Here is a 23823-nt window from a genome sequence, read left to right as displayed (position 1 = left end):
CCACGAGCAGTCCAACTCAGATGCTGAGAGGAGGGACCGTTCCAGGTCGGTCAGCCGCCGCACGGGTCGGGGTCACGCTCTCGAATCTGTATCGAGTACTCCTGTATCCTGGTGTCGTGACGCACGAACTCAGTCACGCCGCCGTCTGCCGTCTTCTCGGAATCGAACTGCAGGAGGTAGTGCTGTTCCAGTGGCCGGGCAGCTTCACCAGGGACATCGTCGGACGGGCGTACGTCAGCCACGAGGACGTCGATTCGACCTTCGCAGTGTTCGGGGTCGCAGTCGCACCACTGGTACTGAGTACAGTCGGGTCCCTCGGCGGCTTTCTCCTGGCGAGACTCCTGCTCTTCGGTGCGCTCCAGCCATCGAACCCGTCTGGTTTGACGCTGGACCGGTACGTCGAAGCCCTGTCCGGGGCACCGCTACAGGTCTCGCTCCCGGCCATGGCCGCGTTGTGGCTCGGCGCCTCCTTGGCGTTCACCGGCTTCCCGAGCAAGACCGACCTGGCGAACGTCGGCCGTCGGCTCGACAGACTGGCTACCATCAGGGGCTCGTCGAAGGGGCTTGACTACCTCCTCCGACACGGGCGGGCCGAACTGGCGACGTTCCACACCCTCGGTCTCGGCGTCGTCGGTCTCTTCGGCGTCGGCGCCCTGCTCTCGGTCGCGCTGGATGACCTCGTGTTCCTGCTGCTCCTCGGGGCCCCGGTCCTGCTGGGCGAAGTCGCAATGGGCGAGGTGGACCGCTTGCCCGACCGCAGCGTCGACCAGTACAACCGACTGCGGCGCCTCTCACGCGATGCCTACGATGGGAAGACCCTCTCGGACGAAGAGCTCGCTGCGGTGGTTGGTTCGCTCAACGACGACGACGACCGCCCGATACGGGAACTGGCAGTTCACTGCGTCTATCACGTCGCTGACGGCCAGCCGGAACTGCTGGACGACTGGCACAACGAGCTCCTGACCGGTGCCGAGACGGAGCCGTCGTACCGACTCAGAGCCGCCGTGCTCGGAGCACTCGGGGAAGCCGCGGATCGTGTCGACGACACGGAACGGCTCGCCGCCACCAGCCTCTCCGCCGTTACCTCGGACCACGAGGACCTCGTCCTCCAGGCGCTTCCAGCTCTGATGTCGGTCGCCGACGACGAACACGCGCTAGTCAGGGAGCGGGGCACCGACCTGCTGGGCACGCTCGGTCGGTGGGACATGGCCGATGCCGGGTTTCTGGTCGTCCTGTCGAAGGCCTACGCGGCCAACACAGCGTCACGACCGTCGCCATCGAATCCGGTGGGTGGGGACGACGAACCGGATGCGGCGCACGCACCGACGGACAAGGAACTCGTCTCCCGGGTCGTCCCACCGGGCGGCGAACCGGTCGTGAGTGCGGCGTTCGATCGACTCGACCACACCGAATGGCACCTCCGGAGTGCCGCCGTGGAGGCGCTGGGGCGGCTTGGTGAGAGCGAGTCCCCGACGGCAGGAGCTGTCGCTCGAACACTCGTCCGACAGCTTGACGATGAAGAGTGGCGTGTCGTCGACGAGGCGCTGAACAGGCTCCAGAAGGTCGAGGCTGCGGAACCGGGCGCGACGACGTTACCGACCGAGCGTGTCGCGGAACTGCTCGACTCCGACCACGAACTGCTCCGTCTCGGCGCGTTGCACTGGCTCCGAACGGTCGCGGAGACGGACGTAGACGCGGTGGTTCCTCTCGTCGATGCGATCTGTGTCCGCCTCAACGACCCCGAGCCGGGTTTCCGGAACAAGGCTGCACTCGTGCTCGCTACCGTCGCCGACGAGCAACCGGACGCCGTCCTGCCTGTGAGGGAGGCACTGTACGACACGCTGACAGACGAGAACAGGAGGGCTCGTGCACACGCGGCGCTCGTGCTGGCCAGACTCGCGGAGCATTCCCCTGCCGCGCTCCTCCCCGAACTAGAACGTCTCCTGCAGTTCGCGGCGGACGACCTCTCGAACGGGAACCTCGCGTTGGTGCCCGCCCATCTGGCCGACGAATACCCCGAGACCGTCGCCGACTCGGCCGCGGTGCTACGACCACACCTCGACAGCTCGACCGACGCCACGCGGGTCAACGCCACCTTGCTGTTCAGCCGACTCGCCGAAACGCAGCCGTCGGTGGTCCAGCCCTCGGTACCGGCGATAAAGCGCTGTCTCGACGACGACAACCCGAAGGTACGGGAGAACGCCGCCGAGACGTTCGACGCACTCGCGACGGTGCGACCAGACCTCGCCGTCGACGCACACGGCGAGCTGCTGGCACTCGTGTCGGCGGACACGACGGCAATCAGAGAGGCTGCAGCGGGTACCGTCGTGTCCCTCGCCGGGTCGTATCCACTCCTGTTCGAGGCACACGTGGGGACACTCGTGTCGATGCTCGACGACGAACGGCTCCGCAACGAAGGGCTCGTCGCGATCAAGGCAGTCCACCACGGCCGACTCGCCCAGTCATCGGCCCTCACGTCCGAGTGAGGGAGTTGCTTCAGGCGAACCGTTCCGGTCCCGTGCCGACCGCCACCAGCAGCTGAATGAAGCACGGCTACGGACGACTATCGAACTAGACCGAGACGGTCGAAACCAGGGAATAATTTGTTTTTCCTAGCTACTAGCACCAATTCTTTTGAGGTTAAATTCATCTTCTGTCTTCCAAATATTTAACCCCCGGTACGCCAACAATCCACGTGCACTGTCGAACACGGTTCGACACCGACCAACATCAATGACGAGATCACGACTCCTCGCGGTCCTGTTCGTCTGCATGCTGTCGCTGTCCATCGTCGCCCCAGCGGTGGGCGCGACGGCGGCGACACCGGCGACATCGTCGTCGCCGTCCGAAGTGGCGGACACGACCGCGGCCAGTACCGAATCAGTTGCACCGAGCGAGAAGATACACAGCTCCCTCCAGAACAGCGAGGGGACCATCGAGGTCATCGTCCGCATGGAGGACGCCGAACTCGGCCAGAGCGTCAGCCAGGCACAGGCCGTATCGCAGCTCCAGCGACGGGCCACACGGAGCCAGGAGCGCATCGTCCGCTTCGCCGACCGGCGCGACGGCGTTACCGTCGAGAACCGCTTCTGGATCACCAACGCGATGCTCCTCAGCGTCGACACGAGCGAGGTCACATTGACCGAGATCGCCGAGATGCCGACGGTCGAGGAGCTCCACGCGAACTTCGACGTGCAGACCCCCGAGCCGCGCGAGGCGTCCTCGGCACCCGAGGCGGCCTCGACGAGCGGCTACGACACCACGTACGGGCTGGACCAGGTCAACGCGACGGAGGTCTGGGACAGCTACGGCACCCAGGGCGAGGGCGTGAAGGTGGCCGTGCTCGACACGGGTATCGACCCGTCCCATCCCGACATCGACCTCTACACCGAGGAGCCCGGCAACGCGACCTACCCCGGCGGCTGGGCCGAGTTCAACGGCAGCGGTGCCGTCATCCCCGGTAGCGAGCCGTACGACGCGGACGGACACGGCACGCACACGTCCGGGACCGTCGCCGGCGGCGACGCCAGCGGCGAGCACATCGGCGTCGCGCCCGGCGCGACCCTCATCCACGGTGGCGTCCTCACCCCCGAAGGCGGTACCTTCGCCGCCATCCTCGGTGGCATGGAGTGGGCCATCCAGGAGGACGCGGACGTGATGAGCATGAGCCTGGGTTGCATCGTCGACGACACCGCGTGCTACACCGACTCCACCATCGAGCCGATACAGAACGCCGAGGCGGCGGGCACCATCGTCATCGCCTCCGCCGGCAACGACGGCGAGGGCTTCAGCAGTTCGCCCGGCAACGTCTACGACGCCGTCGCAATCGGCGCGTCCAACGAGAGCTACGGCATCGCCGACTTCTCCAGCGGCATGACCGTCAACACGAGCCAGGCATGGGGCGACGCCGCCCCCGAGCACTGGCCCGACCAGTACGTCGTGCCGGACGTCTCCGCGCCCGGCGTCGCTGTCAAGAGCGCACAGCCGGGCGGCAGCTACGCGGAGCTCTCCGGCACGTCGATGGCCGCACCCCACGTCGCGGGCGTCGTCGCGCTCATGGAGTCCGCGGCCGGTTCGGACACGCTGAGCAACGGCGACATCCGGACCACGCTGCGCGAGACCGCCTGGAAGCCCGAGGGTGAGCCCGCCGAGAACGACACCCGCTACGGCTCCGGTCTCGTCAACGCCAAGGCCGCCGTCGACACGGTCGCCCTCGAACAGGGCGTCGAAGGGACGGTCACCGGTCCGGACGGCACCCCCGTCGAGGGAGCGACCGTCGTCCTCGGTGACGGTCGCTCCGACACGACCGACGAGAGCGGCCAGTACAGCATCGTCGCACCGAACGGCACCTACGACGTGACCGTCAGCGGCTTCGGCTACGAGTCGGCGACGACGACGGTGACGGTCGACGGCGACTTCACCGCCCAGAACGTCTCGCTCTCGCCGACGCTCGACGTCGAACTGCTCGACGGGCAGCGCGACATCGTCGAGGGTGGCGAGAACGTCACGCTCACCGTCCGCGCGGCGAACCTCGAGTCGTACACGGCGACGCTCGCCGACGGCTACAGCGAGGCGGACGCGACCCTGTACGTCGACGGCCAGGAGGTCCCGTGGGGCGAGAGCATCGGTGGCGAGCCCACGACCGGGACCGGCACCATCACCATCACCACGGCCGAGGGCACCAGCGGCAACATCTCGGTCACGCACACCTTCAGCGGGCTCGGTGAGACCGTCGAGGTCACCACCGGGCCGAGCGCGGTGTACGGGAGCGTCACCGACGTCGCCGTCGTCGAGGACAGCGGGTCCAACGCGGCCGGTATCGTGGAGACACTCGACGGGTCCCTGCCCGACGCCTACCGCGTCACCAGCGTCGACTCGTCGACGGCCGTCGCGAACGTCGACAGCTACGACGCGCTCGTCGTCCAGAACCTCGACCCCGCGAACGCGGGTTCGTTCACCGCGGCAACTGCCGACGACTCGACCGGCGTCGTCTACCTCGACAACTACGGCGGCGTGGACACCGCGAGCAACGGCATCGACGCCCGCGCCGTCGCGCTCGACGACCCGGCCAACACCAGCTTCGGCTACGGTGACGGCGTTCTCTCCTACGAGGCGACCGCCGAGCACCCGATCCTCGACGGGGTCGCCGCACCCGGCGAGAGCGTCCAGCTCCAGCAGTCGACCTCCTTCAACACCCATTCGTGGTTCAACGACACCGACGCGCAGGTGCTCGCGAACCTCGAGACCGCCAACGCCGGCGTGAAAGGCGCCGGTCTCGCCGTCGACGAGGAGCGCCGTGACGTGCTCGCGGCGACGCTCGGGCGCTGGTCCTACAGCCCCGACGGCTCCTACACCGCCGCGGCCGACCAGCTTCTGGCGAACTCCGTGCAGTGGGCCGCCGGTGACTCCGTCGTCGAGCCCGCGGGGACGGTGGACGTGACGGAGACGACGGTCCAGCCCGGCGAGTCCGGCAGCGTCACGGTCCGCTCGCAGGACCTCTCGGGCCTGGCCGGCTACCAGGCCAAGCTCACGTTCAACGCGAGCCGACTCCAGGTCACCGACGTCTCCGGCGTCGACATGGCCGACCCCGTCGTCAACATCGACAACGAGAACGGCGTCGTCTACATGGCACAGGCCCAGGCCAGCGGCGTCGACGCCCCCGAGTTCGTCGACGTCCAGTTCGACGTGCTGATGGACGACTACGACCGGTCCGCCAGCGTCGAGTGGGTCACCGAGGACTCGCTGGTCACGTACACCAACGGGACGGCACCGACGGTCGAGTACGAGGCTGGCGCGGTCGAGACCGCGGCCTGTGCGGCCGGCGACGTGAACCAGGACGGCTCGCTCACCGTCCAGGACGCGACGCTCGTCCAGCAGTACATCGTCGGGCAGGAGCCCGCGAACTTCCAGGCGTCCTGCGCCGACATGAACGGCGACGGCCAGGTCACCTCCGCCGACGTCACCCTCATCCTCGAGGAGATCGTCGGCGACAACGTCGTCGCGCCGCAGTCCGCCGACGGCAGCCTGGCGCTCGCTGCGTAACGCAGGCCAGCCACGACGCCGATTTTTTCGCGGCGGTCAGAGCTCGTAGTTCCGCTCGACGACGAGGTCCGACTGCACGTCGATGCCTGCGCCGTCGGTCACGTTGCCGGTGACGACGCCGGCCGAGCACTCTTTGACCTCGAGACGCCCGCGGTCGCCGCTGCACGCGAACAGGTTGTCGCGCACGAGGAGCCGCTCCGCGCTGGCGAGCAGCCCGACATCGTTCGGAACCCGTTCGAACGTGTTGTGCTCGACGACGAGGGTCCGGAGGCGGCGACCGGTCTCGGTGAACCAGGTGAGCGCCTGGGGACCACCGCCCTCGAAGTGGTTGTTCCGGACCCGGACGCTCCCGAGGGATTCGTCGGAGTCGAAGAGGACGTGCGCCGAGGTCTCGGTGGCGTCGATGTCGGGGAGGACGAACGTGTTGTCGCTGACGTGGACCGAGTCGACGGTCGTGTCGGCGAACTCTATCTGCCCGGAGGCGACGTCGGGCAGGTAGTTGTCGACGAACACGTTGCCAGTGACGACGATGCGGCCGCCCTCGGCGTCCGAGTCGTCTATCTTGATGCCGTGGCCGTTGCCCTCGAAGTGGTTGTTCGCGACGACGGCGTCCGTGGCGGCGAGGTCGAACACGTCGCCGGTCTCTTTGGCGTTGTTCAGGAACGTCGAGTCGACGATGCGGACGTGGGGGGCGGAGGTGTGGTAGCCGTGGCGGTCGCTGTCGCGGACGACGCAGTTCTCGATGGTGACGTAGTCGGCGTCGTCGTCCTCGCCGATACCGTAGCCGCCGTCGCCGTCGACGCTCTTCCCGCCGAAGATGACGCAGTCTCGGAAGGTCACGTGGCGAGTGTCGGCCCGGACGTCGGCGGTTCGAGTCCGCGCCGTCCGTGCGTCCTTGTTCGCATCGAGGACGAGGCCGCGTACCTCGACGTGCTCGGTCGTGCCGTCACGGGATTCGACGGTGAAGTCGGCCTGGGACTCCCCGTCGTCGCGGGGGTGGTCCTGGAACGTCAGCCACGCGAAGTCGGAGCGGACCTCGGTGTGGCTGCTGCTGACCGACAACTGGCGGTCCGGCGTGTACTCCGCGCGACGGATGAACACCCGTCCACCAGTCACGCGTCCGCTCGCCATCGCGTCGAACGTCGCCTGCAGGACGCGGCCGTCCTCGCCGCCGGCCGCACCGCTGAACTCGACCTCGAGCGTCTGTCCGTTGTAGGCCCGGATCTCGCCGTCTTCCTTCGTGACGACGTAGGCTGCCGGAAGCAGCCCGGAGCCGTCGGCGACCGGCTCCTGGGTGGTCGTCTCCGCCTGCTCGGTGGTCCCTGCAGTCGGCTCGGCACTGGTCGTGTCGTCGCTCCCGGTCGCCGTTCCGGCGTCGTCGCTGCCCGAGCAGCCCGCGATGCTGCCCATGCCGATGGTCGCACCCGCACCGAGCAGCCGGCGTCGCGTGACGTCTTTTTCCATGCGAGTTCGTGTCATTCAGCGAGTATAGTTGTTTCCGCCGTCGGAGGAACGCTCTTGCCGGCAGCGCCCGACACGGGAGACATGACACGCGTCGCGCTCATCGCCCACGACGACGAGAAGCCGGAGATGCTCGACTTCGCCGACGCGCACCGCGAGTACCTGGCGACCATCGACATCGTGACGACGGGGACGACCGGCACGCGGATCCAGGCGGAGACCGGGCTCGACGTCGAACGCAAGGCGTCCGGCCCGATGGGCGGCGACCTCCAGATCGGTGCCGAGGTCGTCGACAAACGGCTCGACGGCATCGTCTTCCTGCGCGACCCGCTCACCGCACAGCCCCACGAGCCTGACATCTCGGCGCTGTTGCGAATCTGTGACGTGCACGACACGCCGCTGGCGACGACCCGGTCGGGCGCGGAGTACCTGCTCGCCGGCATCGCGGCGGAAGACGGCGTGGAGCTCGAGCGCTGAGCGAGCACCGACGCCCGACGCCCCGCTGCTCGGTGACGGTCGACACCACCGTCCCCGCCGACGGCGAGGTCGTGCTGGCGTTCCGCCTCGAACCCTCGGGTCACTGCGGCAACGGCCTCCACGCGGACACGTTCTTCGAGGGACGGAACATCGACGTCGAGCGGGCCTGAGTCGGCGGTCTTCCTCCGCTCGAACCCCCACCTCACTCTCCGGGCTCGCTGTGTCGGCCCCACCGCTACCGGCGTGGGCTTGCTGTGTAGGCCGGTGCTTGAACCCGCTCGCGGCCGTCTCTCCGGTCCATGAGTGACGAAACCCATGGCATCGACATCGAGGAGGACACCGAACTCGAGACAGCGGACGACGCGGCCGGGGCGGAGCGCGAGGCGGCCGCAGCCGAGGCGAACGAGCAGGAGAACCCCCACAACCACCGCGACGAGGAGCCGTTCCAGTCGTAGCGAGCGGGTCGTATCGGGCCGCAAGCAGGCGCTTCGCAGTCGTCGACCCCATCCACCATCATGAACGCATCCACAGTCGCCATCGCAGCTGGTCTCGGACTGTTCGTGCTCCCGATTCCCGGTACGTTCATCACCGGTGCACTGGTCGTGCTGGCCGGCGGCCTCGCGCGCTGGCTCGGGTCGTAGGTCCCCCTGCTCCCGGCTTTTTGTACCAGTACGACGAACTAGCGACCGTGCAGGAGCGGTGCGACCGGCCGGCCACTCGGCGGACGGTCGGCGCGGCAGCGTGTGCGCTCGCGGCCGGCTGTGTCGGTCTCGACGGCCCGTCGCCCGAGAACCCCGCACGTGGGGAGGTGACCCAGATGACAGCACTCGAACTCACGAGCCCAGCGTTCGACGACGGTGAACAGATACCCCGGAAGGACGGCTATCGGGCCGAGAACGTCAACCCGCCGCTCGCCATCGACGGCGTGCCCGACGAGGCGGTCTCGCTCGCGCTGGTGATGGACGACCCCGACGCGGTCGAGCCCGCGGGGAAGGTCTGGGACCACTGGGTGGTCTGGAACGTCCCGCCTGACCGGCGGGAGATTCCCGAGGACTGGACGCCCGGCGACGCGATGGAGGGCACCAACGACTACGGCGAGGTGGGCTACGGCGGGCCGAACCCGCCGGACCGCGAGCACCGCTACCGGTTCAAACTGTTCGCGCTCGATTCGTCGCTGTCGCTCCCGGCCGACACCGACACCGACGCCGACGCGCTCGGCGAGGCGATGGCTGGCCACATCGTCGGACAGACCCAGCTCGAGGGGACCTACCCCGCCTGAGTTCGCGGCGACCACCGCGAGTCGTCCGAACCATTACGTCGGTCGTGTCTGAACCTCGCTGTATGCCAATCGTCAACGACGACGACCTGGGATGGACGACGGTCGGCGACGGCGAGGACGCCCTCCGGCGGAAGAAGCTGGCCGACCCAGCCGGCGGCGAGGCGCTCGGGTGCAGCCTCTACGAGCTGCCCGAAGGCGGCAGGTCGTGGCCCTACCACTACCACACGGGCAACGAGGAGGCGATGTACGTCCTCGACGGCGAGTGCACGCTCCGGCTCGACGGCGAGATGGTCCCGCTCGAGGCGGGCGACTACGTGGCGCTCCCGGCGGACGAGCGCGGCGCCCACAGGGTGGTCAACGACAGTGAGGGGCGCGTCAGGTACCTCGCGATGTCGACCATGACAGAGCCGGACGTGACGGTGTACCCCGACTCCGAGAAGCTCGGCGTGTTCGCCGGCTCGCCGCCGGGTGGCTCGGACGAGCGCAGCGTCCACGGCTACTACCGCGTCGACGACGACGACGTGGACTACTGGGAGGGCGAGGAGGCCTAATCCCACTCGAACTCCAGCCCGGAGCAGTGCGGCCGGTCCTCGAGTTCGGGACAGCCCTCGCAGTCGTCGAGCGCGGTCACCCCCTTGTAGCCGACGTACGGGACCAGGAAGCCGACGAACAGGACCGCCCCGACCAGCCGGTCGCCCGGCCGGAAGAGCGGCGGGAGCGCGGCGACGGCGAGTCCGACCGCCAGCAGCGCCTTCGTCAGCATCCGCCAGCGGATGCTTCGGACGTCGAGCAGCGCCTTCGAGACGAGCAGGGGTGCGGCCAGTGCCCCGGCGACAGCGTACAGCGCGACCGTCGGGACGGCGAACACGCCCGGGACCACCAGATAGAGCAGCGACAGGAGCGAGAGCGAGACGAGCCCGACCGGGTAGACGACGAAGCAACCCAGACATAGCTGTGCGCCGTAGAGCTCGAACGTGTGGTGCGAGTAGTACGCACAGGACGGGTGGTGGGCGAGTACGATGGGCTTTCGCTGCCAGACGTACTGCACGAGCCGTTCGAGTGGGTTCGACATGTGAGCGGTATCCGTTACTGACCGGAGTGGCGACCGACAAAAAACTACGCCAGACGGGTGGTCCTAGAACTCCTCGGTCTCGCCTGCGGTCCCGTGCTCGTGGCCCATACCACCGGTGTCCTCGAGGTCCTCACCACAGTTCGGACAGGTGTTCGCACCCTTGCGAACGGCCTCCCGACACTCGGGGCAGACCCACATCTCCTGCTTGTTGCTGATGTAGTAGTAAATACCAACGGGGAGGCAGAGGAACAGCCCCACGATCAGCCCGGCCATGCTTCCGTCGAATTCGGATGTCGTCTCCATACAGGGTTCAAATCAAAGACTGGTCACTTAAATGTGTCGTCGGTGAGACCTTTCCACGGCGGTGCAGAAGAGGGTTCGTCCCGGCGCGCGGAACTCAGCGCGACGCGGCCTGGTTGACACCAGACTGGATCCAGTACCAGGACAGCACGCCGAAGACGAGGAACAGGATGAACAAGATCTCCTTGTGCTGGTCGGTGATGGCCTCCGCGGCGTCGGCAATCTGCTAGGCACAGACGAAGTTCAGCACCGGGATGATGCCGAAGGTGGGCGTCAGGTTGTCGCCGCGTCTAGCTGCTTGGCCGTACTGTAGAACCAGTACAGCGGGTAGAGCCCGACCGTGACGACGGCCGACCTGCATGCCGAGCGATTTCTGTTCGAGTGCCGTGCGGTCAGTCAGTTGAGCCCCTACTGATTCGGCCGAGCGGTCGTTCACGGTCGCCCGCGCCCCGAAGACCCCCAATAGGTGCTTATTCGCCGGAAATCTGCCGTTTCGGGAGCCCAGGGTCGCTCGAACCGAACGCGGAAGCCTTATCGGTCTCCCGCTCGTTGGTCCAGTTGCAATGGCGAAAGGCAAGGTTGACTTCTTCAACGACACTGGCGGCTACGGTTTCATCGAGACTGAGGACGCGGACGAGGACGTTTTCTTCCACATGGAGGACGTTGGCGGACCGGACCTCGAAGAGGGACAGGAGATCGAATTCGAGATCGAGGACGCCCCGAAGGGCCCGCGCGCGAAGAACGTAACCCGTCTCTGAGCGTCGCTTCCTAACGGACGACCACGATTCGATTTACGCTCGCGCCTCTTTCGGCGCGAGCCACAACTTCGACCACGAGGAGCACCGCTCCTCGCATCCATCCTCGGCACGACTGCTCGACCGCGAGTGACGACACTCGGCGGCGGGCACGCCGGCCCCCTACACGAACGAACAGTTTCTCGAGTACGTGCACCCCACTAACACACATTTGCACAGATTTTCTGAGCTTTCTACCGATAGTAGCACTATTATAGGAATATAAGTGTCCAATCTTGCTCTATTGGGCAATATTTTAATACATCAGCACGTATCATCGAGTGCAGCGGTGACCCGCTGTGCGCTGGAGTGCACCTGCCGACGCGAGTCCGCAGGGTCTCCGTGTGCTGCCGTCACTCATGCTCTGACGGCGGCCGTGAGTGGCTGCACGGCCGCCGTCCCCGTGTCCTACACACCGACGAGCGACCGCGTTCTGCGCCTTCGATATCTCCGGCTCCTACTGAGTGATACATACCCGCTCGTGAGAAAGTGTATCATTATGTATCGAAGGTAGTATTAGGTATTTTCACCGCATGGGGCATAACTTTATATCTGATGCAGACATCGTTTGTAGTACGATGAGCACCCAACGCGCCGTCCTCAGACAGACCACCGAACCGATTCCGGCCGAGCTGACCTCGCCGACCGCGAAGCTGATCTACCTCTATCTCGACACCACCGGGCAGTCGACCGTCGACGAGATGCAGCAGTCGCTCGACATCCCGAAGCTCGCACTGTTCTCGGTCCTCGGCTCCCTGACCGACACCGGGCTCGTCGAGTGCGACGGCGACTGCTACGCCGCCAGCTGAACCCGCCGTCCCGGTCGCTGCGACCCTGCGACCGACCGCTTTGTCGCCGGCTCCGCTTCGAAGCCTTTATTCGCGCGCTCGGCCTCAGTTGCCCGTAATAACCATGTCCGACAAACCGGCGTCGATGTACCGGGAGATTTCCAAGCCCGCGTACACCCGACGCGAGTACATCACCGGCATCCCCGGCTCGAAGATCGCACAGCACAAGATGGGCGACACCGCCAGCGACCCCGACGACTGGCCCGTCCAGATCTGGCTGGTTCTCGAGGAGGAGTGCCAGCTGCGCCACGGCTCGCTCGAAGCCTCCCGCCTGTCGGCCAACCGCCACCTCATCAAGACCCTCGGCGAGGGCAACTACTCGATGATCCTGCGCAAGTTCCCGCACCACGTCATCCGCGAGAACAAGCAGGCCACCGGCGCCGGCGCCGACCGTGTCTCCGACGGCATGCGCCAGTCCTTCGGCAAGATCGTCGGCACCGCCGCCCGCGTCCAGAAGGGCGAGCGCCTGTTCACCTGCTGGTGCACCGTCGACCAGGCCGCCGAGGTCAAGGACGCCTTCCGCCGCGCCTACAACAAGATCTCCCCGCCCTGCCGCGTCGTCGTCGAACGCGGCGAAGACAAACTCATCGCGTAGGCTTTTCCCGTCGGGGTCGAACCCACTCGCATGGTCGACCTCGCAGTCGTCAACCGCGCCGAGACGTTCGAGCGGATGCAGTCGCCGCTCGCCGAGCGCGGCATCGCGGTCCACCACGTCCAGGTGAAAGAGCGCACAGTCCCGCTCTCGGCCGGAGCGGCACCGTTCTCCGCCGAGCAGTTCGACGCCGGCTTCGTCTACCCGGGCCGGATGATGGAGGGCGGCGTCGCCGACGCGCTGCTCGACGTCCCCTGGCTCAACGGCCGCGACGCGGTGCTCGCCTCGCGGAACAAGGCGGGCGTCCTCGTGCGGCTCGAACGCGCGGACCTCCCCGTTCCGCGGTCGGTGTACGTCTCGAACCCGGCCGACGAGTCCGCCGTGGCCGAGGCCGTCGAATCACTCGCCCCGCCGGTCGTCCTCAAGCCGAACTCGACGACGAGAGGCATCGGCGTCGCGAAGGTGCCGGACCTCGATTCGGCGCTCGGCGTCACGGACTACCTCGACCTCGTCCACGACTTCCGCGCGACGGGCGACCGCTCCTATCTCGTCCAGGAGTTCGTCCCCGACGCGCGTGACTACCGCGTGATGGTGCTCGACGGCGAGTACGTCGGCGCGGTCGAACGTCGGCTCTCGGACGCGGACCGCGAGGCAGGGCGCTGGAAACACAACGTCCACCGCGGAGCCGAGGCGACGCCGGTCGACCTCGACCCGGAGTACCGCCGGCTGGCCGAGCGGGTCGCCGACGAACTCGACATCCGGTTCCTCGGGGTCGACCTCCTGGTAGGTCGGGACGGCGTGCTGGTCAACGAGACGAACGCGCGCCCGACCATCGACGACGCGGCGAAGTACGAGGACGGGTTCTGGGACCGGCTCGCCGACGCCATCCGGGAGACTGCCGAGGTGGCGTAGCCGGGGCTCGCGGTGGAGAAAACGGAGGACGGTGGGTCGCTACTTCAGGTCGATGCCCGCGGAGGTGTCCAGTCGCTCGAAGACGACCTCGAGGACGCCGTTGTTGTAGGTCGCCGTCGCGTTGTGCTCGTCGACGCGGCTCGGGAGCTCGACGCGCTCGTGGTACTGTCGGTGCTCGCTCTCCGCACCGATGGTGAGCGCCTCGCCGTCGCACTCCAGCTTGATGTTCTCTTTCTCGACACCCGGGAGGTCCGCCACCACGCGGATCTCGTCGTCGGTCTCGTGGATGTCGACGTGCGTGTCCGAGCCGAAGCCTGCGTCGCCCTCGAACTGCATGTCGACCGACCGATCGCCCATCATCTCGTTCATCATCCGCTCGATTTCCTTGAAGAAGTCGTCGAACGGCTCGTCACGGTCGTCACGACGCATGGGCCACCCTAACGGCCGTCACGTCAAAAGCCTTCTGTCCCGGTCAACGTCGCCGGTTCTGGGCCGTGCTAACGCTCGAAATCGGCGAGTGCGCCCACTCCGACGACGACGTTGACCAGGCCGGCCAGTGCGGGGAGCAGACTGACCCCGCAGTCGTTGCAGTCGTCCTTCCAGCCGATTGCCAGCGTGTCGAGGTGGAGGACCAAGTCCCTGACTCCCTGGTCCGGCCCGGTACAGTCGGCGGCAGTACAGCTGATGAAGAAAGCCGAGGAGACGCCGAGCAGGATACCCGCGACGACGAGACCGAGGCCGAACCGGACGTTCCGTGCCATCGTGACCGGCCGGTTCGACCGAGCCGCGTAAAAAGCTGTGCCGCCGCTGACCTACAACCCCATCCCGAGGGCCTCGTTCGTCGTCTCGATGCTCTCTGCGGCGTCGCTCTCACCGAGGATGGCCCGCACCGCGTCGACGTTCTCGGGCACCACGTCGGACTCCTGGTGGATTGCCTGGAAGAGGTAGCAGTCGTTGTCCTCCATCGTGATGGACTCGCCCCAGATGCAGTTCTCCCAGATGTCCGCCCGCGGCCGGCCCACGTCCTGGGCGTACTCCTTGAGCTTGCCCGCGCCGTCGATGGCCATGTGCTCGTCGATGACGAAGGTGCGGGACTGGGATTCGAGCAGCTCGCGGACCTCGTCGGCGTCGGGCGCGGACTCGAGCTCGACGTTGATGCTGTGGGTGTGCATCAGCGTCGCGGGGACCTTCAGCCCGAGCGTGTCGATGGCCAGGTCGGGGAAGATGGTGTTCACGTCGGGGCCGTGGTGGCTCGGCAGGCTGACCGGGTTCGGCAGGATGTCGTTGATGGGACCGCGGCCGGTCTGGGCGGGGTCGCCGCCGCGACGGACGAGCGTCGCGCGCACCTTCTCGATGCCGTACTCCTCCTGGAGCGGCGCGACCAGCCGGGAGAGGCCGGTCGTGTTGCAGGAGACGACGCGGGCCACGTCCGCGCCGGTCGTCTCGTCGAAGTTCGCGCGGGCGTTGAAGCTCACCTCGGCGGCGTCGGCGTCCTCACCGCCCTGGAGCAGCGCGGGCGTGTCGTGCTCGCGGTACATCGCCACGTTGTCCGCGCCGATGCCGGACGGGCAGGCGTCGACGACGACGTCCGCGGTCGCGACGAGCTCGTCGACGGCCCCGGCCAGCTCGATGCCGGCGTCGTCGAACTGGTCCATCCGGTCCTCGATGGCGGCGTAGAGGGGGTATCCGTTCTCGACGGCGGTCTCGGCCTCGAAGTTCGGGCGCGTCTTCGCGACGCCGACGACCTCCATGTCGGGCTGGGCGCGTACCGCGTCCGCCACGCGCTTGCCGATGGTACCGTAGCCGTTGATGGCCACCTGAATCATACCCGAACGTCGATAGCCCCGCGAGATAATCGTTTCGAGGCTGTGCCCTACTTCGGCGGCGAGTAAGTCCTCCCGAGCTGACGGCGGGGTCGGTGACTCGGGGCGCTAATCGCCCGTTAGCCGAGCAGTGCTGATTTCCTTGATAGGTCTAACAGTTCATTTCTCCCAGTATACGATGAAAGAACTTTTGTCGAGTATCGGCGTAGGGGGAAGCAACCATGCTCTCCGCGGGGCTGTTCATCGCCGGGCTGGTGCTGTTCGTCGGTGGGGTGAGTGCTATCCGGACCACGCCTGGCGAGACCGAGCCCGCGGACACCTTCCTTACCGGTCGGGGACGCCGCCACCACCGCGACGGCCCGATGGACTACGTGCAGGTCGACGGGGCCGTCCTCGGTATCCTCGGGCTGTTCGTCATGCTCGGGACGACGCTGTTCTGAGCGCAGACGGTAAACCCTAACAGGGCTCCCGCCGACCGGTCGGATATGACCGACCTCCGCGAGCCCGCAGAAACGGCAGTCCGCCAGTGCCTCGACCTCTCGGCCGACGAGTCCTGTGTCGTCGTCACCGACGACAAGCGCCGCCCCATCGGCGAGGCGCTGTACGAGGTCGCCAGCGAGATAACGGACGACGCGACGCTCTGCTGCTACCCGCCGGGGGACCAGCACGGCGAGGAGCCACCCGCCCCCGTCGCCGACGCCATGGCCGCAAGCGACGTGTTCCTCGCGCCGACGACCAAGAGCATCAGCCACACCCGCGCCCGGAGCGAGGCGTGCGAGGCCGGCGCGCGCGGCGCGACCCTCCCCGGTATCACGGAGGAGGTGTTCCTGACCGGACTGGACGCCGACTACGCGAACATCGCCGCCGAGTGCGAGTCGATGCTCGCGCAGGTCGAAGACGCCGACGAGATCCGGGTCACCACCGAGCTCGGCACCGACATCACGTTCGAGCCCGGCGACCGCGACTGGCGCTCGGACACCGGCATGGTCCACGAGCCCGGCCAGTTCTCCAACCTCCCCGCCGGCGAGGTGTTCGTCTCCCCCGAGACCGCCACCGGCACCTACGTCGTCGACGGCACCATCGACCCCCACGGCCTGCTCGACGAGGGCGAGACCGTCACCATCGAGGTCGCGGACGGCTTCGTCACCGCCACCGACTCCGACGAGATCGACGCGATGCTCGAGACCGCCGCCGAGGCGGTCGGGCAGGACGCCTACAACCTCGCCGAGCTCGGCATCGGGACGAACGTCGCCGTCACCGAACTCGTCGGGAGCGTCCTGCTCGACGAGAAGGCCGGCGGCACCGTCCACATCGCCTTCGGCGACGACGCCGGCATCGGCGGCGACACCAGCGCCCCCCTCCACCAGGACGGCATCATCCGCGACCCGACAGTGTACGCGGACGGTGAGGAAGTCGAACTGCCGACGGTCGAATGGTGACACCGCGAGACGGCGAGGGAGTCGAACTGCCACCCGTGGAGTGAGGCTACTGGAGTACAGTTTCGGACGGATTTTTCGCCCGAAAGTTTACAATCAGTGTAAACCCTGGCCGGCGTCGATACCGAATCAGCCGGCAGGCGCGCGGTCTGGCGAACGTGCCGAGCGAAGCGAGGCCGTTCGCAGACGCTCGCGCTCGGGGCTTTCTGGCTGTTCGCGGTTCCAGAGACTCCCACTACCGACAGAGCGGTTACACGAATCGAGCCACAGTTACTCAGCCGACAAATCGCGTTACCGACGGCCAAAACTAGTAGTACCAAGTCCGCGAATCACGGGACATGGAGCGCATCAACCCAGCGACCGGTGAGCACGTTGAGACGGTCGCCGAGCACGACGACGAGGCGGTCGAAGAGCGTCTCGCGACGGCGGCAGACACCTACGAGTCCTGGCGCGAGGTGCCGATGAACGAGCGGCGGCAGCTGCTGGAGGAGGCCGCCGACGTGCTGCGCGAGAACGAACAGCACTACGCGGAGCTGATGACGGTGGAGATGGGCAAGCCCATCTCGCAGGCGAAAGGCGAGGTGCGCAAGTGCGCGTGGGTCTGCGAGCACTACGCGGAGAAGGCACCGGAGTACCTGCAGGACGAGGTCATCGGCGGGGCGAGCCACGCGACGACGTACGTCCGGCACGAACCCATCGGGCCGGTGCTGGCAGTGATGCCCTGGAACTTCCCGTTCTGGCAGGTGTTCCGGTTCGCCGCGCCGAGCCTGGCGGCGGGCAACGTCGGGCTGTTGAAGCACGCCTCGAACGTGCCGAAGTGCGCGCTGGCCATCGAGGAGGTGTTCCGCGAGGCGGGCTTCCCCGAGGGGGCGTTCCAGACGCTGCTCGTGGGCGGCTCGGCGGCCAACGAGGTCATCCGCGACGACCGCGTCCGGGCGGTGACGCTGACCGGGAGCGAGTTCGCGGGCAAGCAGGTCGCCAAGACGGCCGGCGAGGAGCTGAAGAAGACCGTGCTGGAGCTCGGAGGCTCGGACCCGTTCCTCGTCCTCGACGACGCGAACGTCGACGCGGCGGTCGAGACGGCGGCGACGGCACGACTGCAGAACAGCGGGCAGTCCTGCATCGCGGCGAAGCGGTTCATCGTCCACGACGACGTGTACGACGAGTTCGTCGACGAGTTCGTCGCGGAGATGGACGCCTGGACCGTCGGCGACCCGATGGACGAGGAGACCGAGGTCGGCCCGCAGGCGCGCGAGGACCTGATGCAGGACCTGCACGACCAGGTCGAGCAGAGCGTCGACGCGGGCGCGGACTGCCTGCTCGGCGGCGAGCCGATGGACAGGGAGGGCTACTACTACCCGCCGACGGTGCTTGCGGACCTCGAACCTGACATGGCCGTCGCCTGCGAGGAGACGTTCGGCCCGGTCGCGGCGGTGTTCCGCGTCGAGAGCGAGGCCGAGGCCGTCGAACTCGCGAACGACTCGCCGTACGGGCTCGGGGCGTCAGTGTGGACGGACGACCTGGAGCGCGGCGAGCGCGTCGCCCACCGTATCGAGGCCGGTGCGACGTTCGTCAACGAGATGACGAAGTCCGACCCGCGCCTGCCGTTCGGCGGCGTCGGCATCTCGGGCTACGGCCGCGAGCTGGCGGCCGACGGCATCCGCGAGTTCGTCAACCGGAAGACGGTGTGGGTGCAGGCGGCCGACGACGAGTAGCCGGCTCAGCTGTCAGCTTTCTTCCCGGCTGAGTTCGAGCGAGAACCCCCAGTCGAAACTGCGGTACTCCTCACCCTCCGACGACGCGGCACGCGTCGAGATGGTGTCCGCCCAGCGGTACTCGCCGGGCTCGAGGTAGCCGTCGACCCGACCGTCGTCCCATATCTCGTACGTGTTCCGAACCGACTCGCCGGGCTGGTACTCGACCCGGCGACAGCCGTAGCCGCCGAACCCCTGCTCACCAGTGGGGAGGCCCCGTCGCATCCAGCCCTCGTCGTGCGGCGTCGCCGTCGAACCGCTCTTATCCGTGGATTCCAGCCACAGCCCGCGCGGGGCGCTCGAACAGGTCCGGCGGTTGAGTATCGCGCACGACCCCTGCGTGACCGGCAGCGCCGTAGCGTCGCCGACCACCGTCGTCTCGACCACGATTTCAGCCGTCTCCGAGGCGGTGATGCGGTCGTCGAGGACCCGAACGTCGATCGTGACGCCCGACTCGTCGGGGACCGGATCGACCCCCAGCAGTGAGATACGTCGCTCGTCGTCGACGGGATTCGCGGGGTCGCCGGTCCCGATGCCGACCGCCGCGAGACAACCGCCGAGAGCGGCTGCGCCCGCGGCACCGACCGCCGAGAGGAGGGCTCGCCGGTGCATACGTCCGGTAACCGTTGGCAACGGTGAAAATATAGGGGTGGGTCCCGGCGGCTCCGAGTTCGACCGTCGTATCCCGCCGTCGACCACGCTTCGGCAGGGCTAAACCGCCTGGGCGTCACGCCCCGGACATGAGCAGGGAAGCGCAGTTCGACCGCGCGAAGTGGCACCTCGCCGGCGTCATCGTCGGCTTCGTCGTGCTGGTAGTGGTGGTCGTCGCGACCGGCGCGTCGGTGCCCGCGCTGGGGCTCGACGCACCCTCGACGCGGTTCGCGGCCATCGGCGCATTCCTCGCCGCCGTCGGCGGCGTCTACACGATACACGCGAAGATAGTGACCATCTGGCTGACCGCCCGGACGCAGGGTATCGACGACCTCGAAGCGGTCGAGGTAACCGACGAGGACGTGTCACAGCGCCGCAACGGCGCGCTGCTGATGTTCGTCGGCGGGGTGGTCGTCCTCCTCGTCGGGTTCCTGTAGCGCCTCGTTCTCGACCGTCGATTTATACCGTCGCCGCCCCGAGCACCGAGCATGAACGTCGTGACGCTGCTCCCCTCCGCCACGGAGGTCGTCTTCGCGCTCGGTGTCGAGCCCGTCGGGGTCTCCCACGAGTGCGACTACCCGCCCGCCGCCGCCGATCTGCCCGCCGTCGAGTACAGCCGCATCGACGCCGACGCCTCGACCGCCGAGATCGACAGGCAGGTGCAGGAGGCCGAGGAATCGGGCGGCGTCTACGGCATCGACGTCGACCTGCTGGACGAGCTCGACCCGGACCTCGTCGTCACGCAGGGCGTCTGTGACGTCTGCGCCGTCGACGAGGTGCTCGTCCACGACGCCGTCGAGCGCATCGACGCGAACCCCGCGGTGCTGACGACGGACCCCCACAGCGTCGGCGACGTGTTCGACGACGTGCGCGCGGTCGGTGCGGCGCTCGACCGCGAGGAGCGGGCGGCCGACCTCGTGGCATCGCTCCGCGAGCGCGTCGAGCGAGTCCGCGAGCGCGCGGCCGACGCCGAGCGCAGGCGCGTCGCCGTGCTGGACTGGACCGACCCCGTCATGGTCGCTGGCCACTGGGTGCCCGAACTCGTCGCGGCCGCCAACTGCGAGTACGGGATGGCCGACACTCGCGACCCCTCGACGCCCCGAGAGTGGGTCGACGTCCGGGAGTACGACCCCGAGGCGCTGGTCGTCGCCCCCTGTGGCTACGACCTCGCCCAGACCCGCGAGAACCTCGCCGACCTGACCGACCGGCCGGGCTGGGACGAGCTGACGGCCGTCCAGAACGGCGACGTGTGGGCCATCGACGGCAACCACTTCCTGAACCGGCCGGGCCCGCGCGTGGTCGACTCGCTGGAGCACCTCGCGGGCGTGCTCCACGACGGGTTCGAGACGCCGAGCCGCGACGTGGCCGCACCGCTGTCGGAGTTGGCCGCGGCGCGCTGACCGGGAAGCGTTACGGCCCCGCCGCCCCAACCCCCACCCGATGACACGACGCGCGGCAATCGTGGACCTCGACGGCACGGTCTGGCGCGGCGAGACGGTGATTCCGGGCGCGGCCGAGGGTATCGACGCGCTCGTCGACGCCGGGCTCGCCATCCGGTTCGTCACGAACAGCACGAGCGTCGACCGCGAGGCGTTCCCCGACACGCTCGAATCGATGGGCATCCCCGGCGACGTCGGCGGCATCTCGACCGCGGCGTCCGCGACCGCGACGTACCTCGCCGAGCACCACCCCGACGCCGAGGTGTACGTCGTCGGCTCGGACGTGCTGTACGACGAGATCCGCGAGGCCGGCCTCACCGTCGTCTCGGGGCGGGACCCGTCGTCGCGGCCGCGGGACGTGCCGCCGGCCGACGTCGTCGCCGCCGGCAAGGCCTACGACATCGACTTCGCCCTGCTCACGGAGACGCTCCGGGCGTTCGACCAGGGGACGCTGTTCGTCGCGACGAACACGGACCAGACGTTCCCCACCGAGGAGGGACTCAAACCCGGCGCTGGCTGCACCGTCGGCGCCATCGAGGGGATGACCGGCCGCGACCCGCTCGTCGTCGGCAAACCCTCGGAGCACATGGCCGACGCTGTCACCGAGCGCCTGGGCGTCGCGCCCGGAGAGTGCCTCGTCGTCGGCGACAACCTCCACACGGACATCCTGATGGGCGAGCGCGCGGGGATGGAGACGGTGCTCGTGCTCACCGGGGCGACACGACGCGAGGAGATCGGCGGCTCGGGCGTGGAGCCCGACCACGTCGTCGACTCGCTCGGCGACGTCGCCGGGATACTCTGAGCTACTGCTTGTGCGTGAAGATGACCGCCTGGTCGTCGACGGTGCCGACACAGAGGTCGAGCTGCATCGTGAGGTCGAGGCTCGTCGGGTTCTCCTGGCAGACCACGAGGTCGTCGAACGGCTCCCCGCAGGCCGGACAGGCGACCGCGACCGTGTTCTGGTAGCTCTTCACCGACTGGTTCTCCTCCCGTAGCGTCAGCGACGCCACGAGTTCGTCGAAGTCGACGTCCTCCATACGTCCCCGTAGCGGGGCACCGTACATAAAATCAGACGCGTTGCCAGGTCGGGTCGCCCCCGGCTCAGTAGCCGAAGTCGTCGCGGACGAGGACGACCGTCGTCCGGCCCGCCTCGTTCTCCTGCCGGTAGACGAGCTGCTTGGCGACGACCGAGCCTGCACCGTAGGCGTCCTGCGCCCGTGCGTCCTCCAGCGGGAAGACGAACTCCTCGAGGCGCTCGAAGGCGGCGTCGAGGTCGTCGACGATCTTGTTCACGCCGGAGACCAGCAGCAGGTTGCCGGCGGCGAAGGGGTACGCGCCGATGCGGCTGCCGGAGGCGTCGGCGGCGACGAGTGCGCCCGTCTCGGCGATGGCGTTGACGCTGCCGAGGAAGTAGTCGGCGGCCTGGGCCTCGCGCCGGAACTGCTGGCGCTCCGCGTCGTCGTCGATGCTCCATACCTGCCCGGCGAGGTTCTCCCAGTCGTGCTCGTCGCCGTTCAGGTAGTCGACGAAGCCGATCTCCTCCAGCGTCGTGGAGTGGCCGTTCATCACCGACGCACCGGCCGGGATGGCGTCGACGACTGTGTCGAGGGCCTCCTCTGCTGTGTCGACGACGACGACGTCGAAGCCCCTCGCCTCGAGGTTCTCGACCGTCGCCTGGATGGTCTCCTCGTCCGGAAGCTGGTCGTACGATTCGTCCGCGGATACCGTCGTGAGATACTCGGCTTTTTCAGACATGATGAGGTGTGGGTCTCGCGACGGTTGGAGCCGTCACGCGTCGACTCACACTCGGGGCGGAACCCTCATAACTGCTCTCGGACGACCGTGTAAGCAAGTTACAGCGGTGTTACGACACGCGTTCACGCGGCCCTGTGAACCGCCGTTCAGCGCTCGCTCTCCCCACCCGACTCGACGAACGTGACCATCCGGTCGGTCTCGACGAAGCCGTCGGCGAGCGTCGCGACCTGTTCGCCGTCCCGGAGCAGGACGAACGTCGGCGTGCTCCGCACCTCGAACCGGTCGAGCAGCGTCATGTCGTCGCCGGGGTTGGCCATCGCGACGGTCGCGTCGGTGACCCGGGCGACGGTGCCGATGACGGGCTCCATCGCCTGGCACTTGCCACAGCCGTTTGTGTACAGTTCGAGGAGGACGAGCGGCTCCGCGGCGAGGAGGTCGTCGAGTTCGTCGGCGTCCGCGAGTCGGACGGGCTTGCCGTCGCTTCGTGTGCTCATACCGTCAGTACCCCGTCGAACAACCTAATGGCTCCGCCGCGTGACGCGGCCCGCGCATCACCGTCGAAACGGACGGCGTCGCTCACCGTCGCGCCGGCACGGCCGCCGCGAGGTCCTCCCAGGCGTCGGCCGCCGCCGGCACCGTGTCGGCCAGCGAGAGGAAGCCGTGTGGCGCGCCGGGGTAGTGGCGTCGTTCGACGGTGCCGCCGGCGTCGGTGAGCGCGTCGGCGTACCGCGCCCCGTCGTCACGGAGCGGGTCGCAGCCGGCGGTGACGACGACCGTCGGCGGCGAGTCCGCGAGCGACGACGGTCCCCCACCGGCGGCCGGAAGTGGCGAGAGCCGCCGGTCGTCGACCGGAATCGCACCGTCGTCGCGGTACAGCCGCCAGAACCACTCGATGTCCGCGCGGGTGAGCAGCGGCGCGTCGGCGTGCTCCGCGTGCGACGCCCCACCGAGCGTCGGGTCGAGCATCGGGTAGAACAGGACCGCGATGTCGACCGCGGCGTCGGCGCGCAGCGCGGCCATCGCCGCGAGGTTCGCGCCCGCGCTGGAGCCCGCGACGCCGACCTGTGCCGGGTCGACGCCGAGCTCGTCGGCCGACGCCACGGTCCACTCGACGACTGTCGTCACGTCCGCCAGCCCCGCCGGACACGGGTGCTCGGGTGCGAGCCGGTAGTCCACCGAGACGACGAC

At 68.0% G+C, this 23823-nt stretch carries 29 protein-coding genes; 18 read left to right on the top strand and 11 right to left on the bottom strand.

Annotation, left to right across the window (positions count from 1 at the left end):
• Positions 1-116: 116 nt before the first annotated feature.
• Entirely contained in the window at positions 117-2486 is a 2370-nt protein-coding gene (locus BLT27_RS05500; protein WP_139172259.1) for a hypothetical protein, read from the top strand.
• Between the two features lie 247 nt (positions 2487-2733).
• Positions 2734-6042 (top strand): S8 family serine peptidase, encoded by a 3309-nt coding sequence (locus tag BLT27_RS05495; protein WP_089732040.1) that lies wholly within the window; start codon positions 2734-2736, stop codon positions 6040-6042.
• Between the two features lie 36 nt (positions 6043-6078).
• Here BLT27_RS05495 and BLT27_RS05490 read toward each other — a convergent pair whose 3' ends face one another.
• Positions 6079-7506 carry a right-handed parallel beta-helix repeat-containing protein gene (locus BLT27_RS05490; RefSeq protein WP_175526393.1) on the bottom strand — a complete coding sequence of 476 codons (1428 nt, stop codon included), beginning with the start codon at positions 7504-7506 and terminating at the stop codon, positions 6079-6081.
• 81 nt (positions 7507-7587) lie between these two features.
• Between BLT27_RS05490 and BLT27_RS05485 the strand changes: the two genes are divergently transcribed.
• From BLT27_RS05485 to BLT27_RS05475, 6 genes are all read left to right on the top strand, one after another.
• The gene (locus tag BLT27_RS05485; RefSeq protein ID WP_089732038.1) at positions 7588-7980 is read left to right on the top strand and encodes a methylglyoxal synthase; all 393 of its coding nucleotides are present in this window, start codon (positions 7588-7590) and stop codon (positions 7978-7980) included.
• Positions 7981-8012: 32 nt separating this feature from the next.
• The gene (locus BLT27_RS19670) at positions 8013-8150 is read left to right on the top strand and encodes a hypothetical protein (protein ID WP_175526392.1); all 138 of its coding nucleotides are present in this window, start codon (positions 8013-8015) and stop codon (positions 8148-8150) included.
• Between the two features lie 129 nt (positions 8151-8279).
• Positions 8280-8435 (top strand): hypothetical protein, encoded by a 156-nt coding sequence (locus BLT27_RS19665; RefSeq protein WP_175526391.1) that lies wholly within the window; start codon positions 8280-8282, stop codon positions 8433-8435.
• Between the two features lie 60 nt (positions 8436-8495).
• On the top strand, positions 8496-8621 hold the full coding sequence (locus BLT27_RS20375; protein WP_257299128.1) for a hypothetical protein: 126 nt from the start codon (positions 8496-8498) through the stop codon (positions 8619-8621).
• Between the two features lie 176 nt (positions 8622-8797).
• A complete protein-coding gene (locus BLT27_RS05480; protein ID WP_089732199.1) occupies positions 8798-9259 on the top strand; it encodes a YbhB/YbcL family Raf kinase inhibitor-like protein in 462 nt (153 codons plus the stop codon).
• 62 nt (positions 9260-9321) lie between these two features.
• Positions 9322-9810, top strand: a complete 489-nt coding sequence (locus tag BLT27_RS05475) for a cupin domain-containing protein (protein ID WP_089732037.1) — start codon at positions 9322-9324, stop codon at positions 9808-9810.
• Here the strand turns inward: BLT27_RS05475 and BLT27_RS05470 are convergent.
• Both BLT27_RS05470 and BLT27_RS05465 read right to left on the bottom strand, forming a co-directional pair.
• A complete protein-coding gene (locus BLT27_RS05470) occupies positions 9807-10331 on the bottom strand; it encodes a hypothetical protein (protein ID WP_089732036.1) in 525 nt (174 codons plus the stop codon). The two genes, BLT27_RS05475 and BLT27_RS05470, sit on opposite strands and share 4 nt — an antisense overlap.
• A gap of 63 nt (positions 10332-10394) precedes the next feature.
• Positions 10395-10634 carry a zinc ribbon domain-containing protein gene (locus BLT27_RS05465; protein WP_089732035.1) on the bottom strand — a complete coding sequence of 80 codons (240 nt, stop codon included), beginning with the start codon at positions 10632-10634 and terminating at the stop codon, positions 10395-10397.
• A 560-nt stretch (positions 10635-11194) separates the two neighbouring features.
• Here BLT27_RS05465 and BLT27_RS05455 point away from each other — a divergent pair.
• The 4 genes from BLT27_RS05455 (at position 11195) to BLT27_RS05440 (ending at position 13777) form a co-directional block, all read left to right on the top strand.
• Positions 11195-11389, top strand: a complete 195-nt coding sequence (locus BLT27_RS05455) for a cold-shock protein (protein WP_089732034.1) — start codon at positions 11195-11197, stop codon at positions 11387-11389.
• A gap of 614 nt (positions 11390-12003) precedes the next feature.
• A complete protein-coding gene (locus BLT27_RS05450) occupies positions 12004-12234 on the top strand; it encodes a helix-turn-helix domain-containing protein (RefSeq protein ID WP_089732033.1) in 231 nt (76 codons plus the stop codon).
• A 103-nt stretch (positions 12235-12337) separates the two neighbouring features.
• Positions 12338-12868 carry a 50S ribosomal protein L16 gene (locus BLT27_RS05445; RefSeq protein ID WP_089732032.1) on the top strand — a complete coding sequence of 177 codons (531 nt, stop codon included), beginning with the start codon at positions 12338-12340 and terminating at the stop codon, positions 12866-12868.
• A 30-nt stretch (positions 12869-12898) separates the two neighbouring features.
• Entirely contained in the window at positions 12899-13777 is an 879-nt protein-coding gene (locus tag BLT27_RS05440; protein WP_089732031.1) for an ATP-grasp domain-containing protein, read from the top strand.
• Between the two features lie 39 nt (positions 13778-13816).
• Here BLT27_RS05440 and BLT27_RS05435 read toward each other — a convergent pair whose 3' ends face one another.
• From BLT27_RS05435 to BLT27_RS05425, 3 genes are all read right to left on the bottom strand, one after another.
• On the bottom strand, positions 13817-14206 hold the full coding sequence (locus tag BLT27_RS05435) for an Hsp20/alpha crystallin family protein (protein ID WP_089732030.1): 390 nt from the start codon (positions 14204-14206) through the stop codon (positions 13817-13819).
• A 68-nt stretch (positions 14207-14274) separates the two neighbouring features.
• Positions 14275-14538 carry a hypothetical protein gene (locus tag BLT27_RS05430; protein WP_089732029.1) on the bottom strand — a complete coding sequence of 88 codons (264 nt, stop codon included), beginning with the start codon at positions 14536-14538 and terminating at the stop codon, positions 14275-14277.
• 51 nt (positions 14539-14589) lie between these two features.
• Positions 14590-15603, bottom strand: a complete 1014-nt coding sequence (locus BLT27_RS05425; protein ID WP_089732028.1) for a type II glyceraldehyde-3-phosphate dehydrogenase — start codon at positions 15601-15603, stop codon at positions 14590-14592.
• A 218-nt stretch (positions 15604-15821) separates the two neighbouring features.
• Between BLT27_RS05425 and BLT27_RS05420 the strand changes: the two genes are divergently transcribed.
• The 3 genes from BLT27_RS05420 to BLT27_RS05410 all read left to right on the top strand — a co-directional run bounded on the left by BLT27_RS05420 (position 15822) and on the right by BLT27_RS05410 (position 18751).
• Positions 15822-16040 (top strand): hypothetical protein, encoded by a 219-nt coding sequence (locus BLT27_RS05420; protein WP_089732027.1) that lies wholly within the window; start codon positions 15822-15824, stop codon positions 16038-16040.
• A gap of 45 nt (positions 16041-16085) precedes the next feature.
• Positions 16086-17039: an aminopeptidase gene (locus BLT27_RS05415; protein ID WP_089732026.1), complete on the top strand. Its 954-nt coding sequence runs from the start codon at positions 16086-16088 to the stop codon at positions 17037-17039.
• A 335-nt stretch (positions 17040-17374) separates the two neighbouring features.
• Positions 17375-18751, top strand: coding sequence for an NAD-dependent succinate-semialdehyde dehydrogenase (locus tag BLT27_RS05410; RefSeq protein ID WP_089732025.1), 1377 nt, complete (start codon positions 17375-17377; stop codon positions 18749-18751).
• A gap of 12 nt (positions 18752-18763) precedes the next feature.
• Here BLT27_RS05410 and BLT27_RS05405 read toward each other — a convergent pair whose 3' ends face one another.
• Entirely contained in the window at positions 18764-19402 is a 639-nt protein-coding gene (locus BLT27_RS05405; RefSeq protein ID WP_089732024.1) for a hypothetical protein, read from the bottom strand.
• A gap of 128 nt (positions 19403-19530) precedes the next feature.
• Between BLT27_RS05405 and BLT27_RS05400 the strand changes: the two genes are divergently transcribed.
• From BLT27_RS05400 to BLT27_RS05390, 3 genes are read left to right on the top strand one after another with little or no spacing between them, the layout of a single operon-like run.
• A complete protein-coding gene (locus BLT27_RS05400; RefSeq protein ID WP_089732023.1) occupies positions 19531-19878 on the top strand; it encodes a hypothetical protein in 348 nt (115 codons plus the stop codon).
• Between the two features lie 51 nt (positions 19879-19929).
• Complete coding sequence (locus BLT27_RS05395; RefSeq protein ID WP_089732022.1) at positions 19930-20841, top strand: ABC transporter substrate-binding protein; 912 nt, start codon at positions 19930-19932, stop codon at positions 20839-20841.
• 40 nt (positions 20842-20881) lie between these two features.
• A complete protein-coding gene (locus BLT27_RS05390) occupies positions 20882-21682 on the top strand; it encodes an HAD-IIA family hydrolase (protein ID WP_089732021.1) in 801 nt (266 codons plus the stop codon).
• A gap of 1 nt (position 21683) precedes the next feature.
• On the opposite strand, the gene BLT27_RS05385 is transcribed toward BLT27_RS05390, so the two are convergent.
• The 4 genes from BLT27_RS05385 to BLT27_RS05370 all read right to left on the bottom strand — a co-directional run.
• The gene (locus BLT27_RS05385; protein WP_089732020.1) at positions 21684-21917 is read right to left on the bottom strand and encodes a DUF7385 family protein; all 234 of its coding nucleotides are present in this window, start codon (positions 21915-21917) and stop codon (positions 21684-21686) included.
• A gap of 64 nt (positions 21918-21981) precedes the next feature.
• Positions 21982-22635, bottom strand: coding sequence for a lactate utilization protein (locus tag BLT27_RS05380; RefSeq protein ID WP_089732019.1), 654 nt, complete (start codon positions 22633-22635; stop codon positions 21982-21984).
• 146 nt (positions 22636-22781) lie between these two features.
• Entirely contained in the window at positions 22782-23129 is a 348-nt protein-coding gene (locus BLT27_RS05375) for a thioredoxin family protein (protein WP_089732018.1), read from the bottom strand.
• Positions 23130-23211: 82 nt separating this feature from the next.
• The coding region (locus BLT27_RS05370; RefSeq protein ID WP_139172258.1) for an alpha/beta hydrolase fold domain-containing protein at positions 23212-23823 on the bottom strand (612 nt) is incomplete at its 5' end.

It is taken from the genome of Haloarchaeobius iranensis (assembly GCF_900103505.1).
GTDB classification, from domain to species: Archaea; Halobacteriota; Halobacteria; order Halobacteriales; family Natrialbaceae; genus Haloarchaeobius; species Haloarchaeobius iranensis.
The sequence above is the reverse complement of the archived record's forward strand: the minus strand, read 5'-3'. Positions and strand labels throughout refer to the sequence as shown.

Bases quoted from the DNA above. Each gene is read 5' to 3' on its own strand.
- BLT27_RS05495 (WP_089732040.1), top strand. From the start codon at position 2,734: ATGACGAGATCACGACTCCTCGCGGTCCTGTTCGTCTGCATGCTGTCG.
- BLT27_RS05490 (WP_175526393.1), bottom strand. From the start codon at position 7,506: ATGGAAAAAGACGTCACGCGACGCCGGCTGCTCGGTGCGGGTGCGACC.
- BLT27_RS05485 (WP_089732038.1), top strand. From the start codon at position 7,588: ATGACACGCGTCGCGCTCATCGCCCACGACGACGAGAAGCCGGAGATG.
- BLT27_RS19665 (WP_175526391.1), top strand. From the start codon at position 8,280: ATGAGTGACGAAACCCATGGCATCGACATCGAGGAGGACACCGAACTC.
- BLT27_RS20375 (WP_257299128.1), top strand. From the start codon at position 8,496: ATGAACGCATCCACAGTCGCCATCGCAGCTGGTCTCGGACTGTTCGTG.
- BLT27_RS05480 (WP_089732199.1), top strand. From the start codon at position 8,798: ATGACAGCACTCGAACTCACGAGCCCAGCGTTCGACGACGGTGAACAG.
- BLT27_RS05475 (WP_089732037.1), top strand. From the start codon at position 9,322: ATGCCAATCGTCAACGACGACGACCTGGGATGGACGACGGTCGGCGAC.
- BLT27_RS05470 (WP_089732036.1), bottom strand. From the start codon at position 10,331: ATGTCGAACCCACTCGAACGGCTCGTGCAGTACGTCTGGCAGCGAAAG.
- BLT27_RS05465 (WP_089732035.1), bottom strand. From the start codon at position 10,634: ATGGAGACGACATCCGAATTCGACGGAAGCATGGCCGGGCTGATCGTG.
- BLT27_RS05455 (WP_089732034.1), top strand. From the start codon at position 11,195: ATGGCGAAAGGCAAGGTTGACTTCTTCAACGACACTGGCGGCTACGGT.
- BLT27_RS05450 (WP_089732033.1), top strand. From the start codon at position 12,004: ATGAGCACCCAACGCGCCGTCCTCAGACAGACCACCGAACCGATTCCG.
- BLT27_RS05445 (WP_089732032.1), top strand. From the start codon at position 12,338: ATGTCCGACAAACCGGCGTCGATGTACCGGGAGATTTCCAAGCCCGCG.
- BLT27_RS05440 (WP_089732031.1), top strand. From the start codon at position 12,899: ATGGTCGACCTCGCAGTCGTCAACCGCGCCGAGACGTTCGAGCGGATG.
- BLT27_RS05435 (WP_089732030.1), bottom strand. From the start codon at position 14,206: ATGCGTCGTGACGACCGTGACGAGCCGTTCGACGACTTCTTCAAGGAA.
- BLT27_RS05430 (WP_089732029.1), bottom strand. From the start codon at position 14,538: ATGGCACGGAACGTCCGGTTCGGCCTCGGTCTCGTCGTCGCGGGTATC.
- BLT27_RS05425 (WP_089732028.1), bottom strand. From the start codon at position 15,603: ATGATTCAGGTGGCCATCAACGGCTACGGTACCATCGGCAAGCGCGTG.
- BLT27_RS05420 (WP_089732027.1), top strand. From the start codon at position 15,822: ATGCTCTCCGCGGGGCTGTTCATCGCCGGGCTGGTGCTGTTCGTCGGT.
- BLT27_RS05415 (WP_089732026.1), top strand. From the start codon at position 16,086: ATGACCGACCTCCGCGAGCCCGCAGAAACGGCAGTCCGCCAGTGCCTC.
- BLT27_RS05410 (WP_089732025.1), top strand. From the start codon at position 17,375: ATGGAGCGCATCAACCCAGCGACCGGTGAGCACGTTGAGACGGTCGCC.
- BLT27_RS05405 (WP_089732024.1), bottom strand. From the start codon at position 19,402: ATGCACCGGCGAGCCCTCCTCTCGGCGGTCGGTGCCGCGGGCGCAGCC.
- BLT27_RS05400 (WP_089732023.1), top strand. From the start codon at position 19,531: ATGAGCAGGGAAGCGCAGTTCGACCGCGCGAAGTGGCACCTCGCCGGC.
- BLT27_RS05395 (WP_089732022.1), top strand. From the start codon at position 19,930: ATGAACGTCGTGACGCTGCTCCCCTCCGCCACGGAGGTCGTCTTCGCG.
- BLT27_RS05390 (WP_089732021.1), top strand. From the start codon at position 20,882: ATGACACGACGCGCGGCAATCGTGGACCTCGACGGCACGGTCTGGCGC.
- BLT27_RS05385 (WP_089732020.1), bottom strand. From the start codon at position 21,917: ATGGAGGACGTCGACTTCGACGAACTCGTGGCGTCGCTGACGCTACGG.
- BLT27_RS05380 (WP_089732019.1), bottom strand. From the start codon at position 22,635: ATGTCTGAAAAAGCCGAGTATCTCACGACGGTATCCGCGGACGAATCG.
- BLT27_RS05375 (WP_089732018.1), bottom strand. From the start codon at position 23,129: ATGAGCACACGAAGCGACGGCAAGCCCGTCCGACTCGCGGACGCCGAC.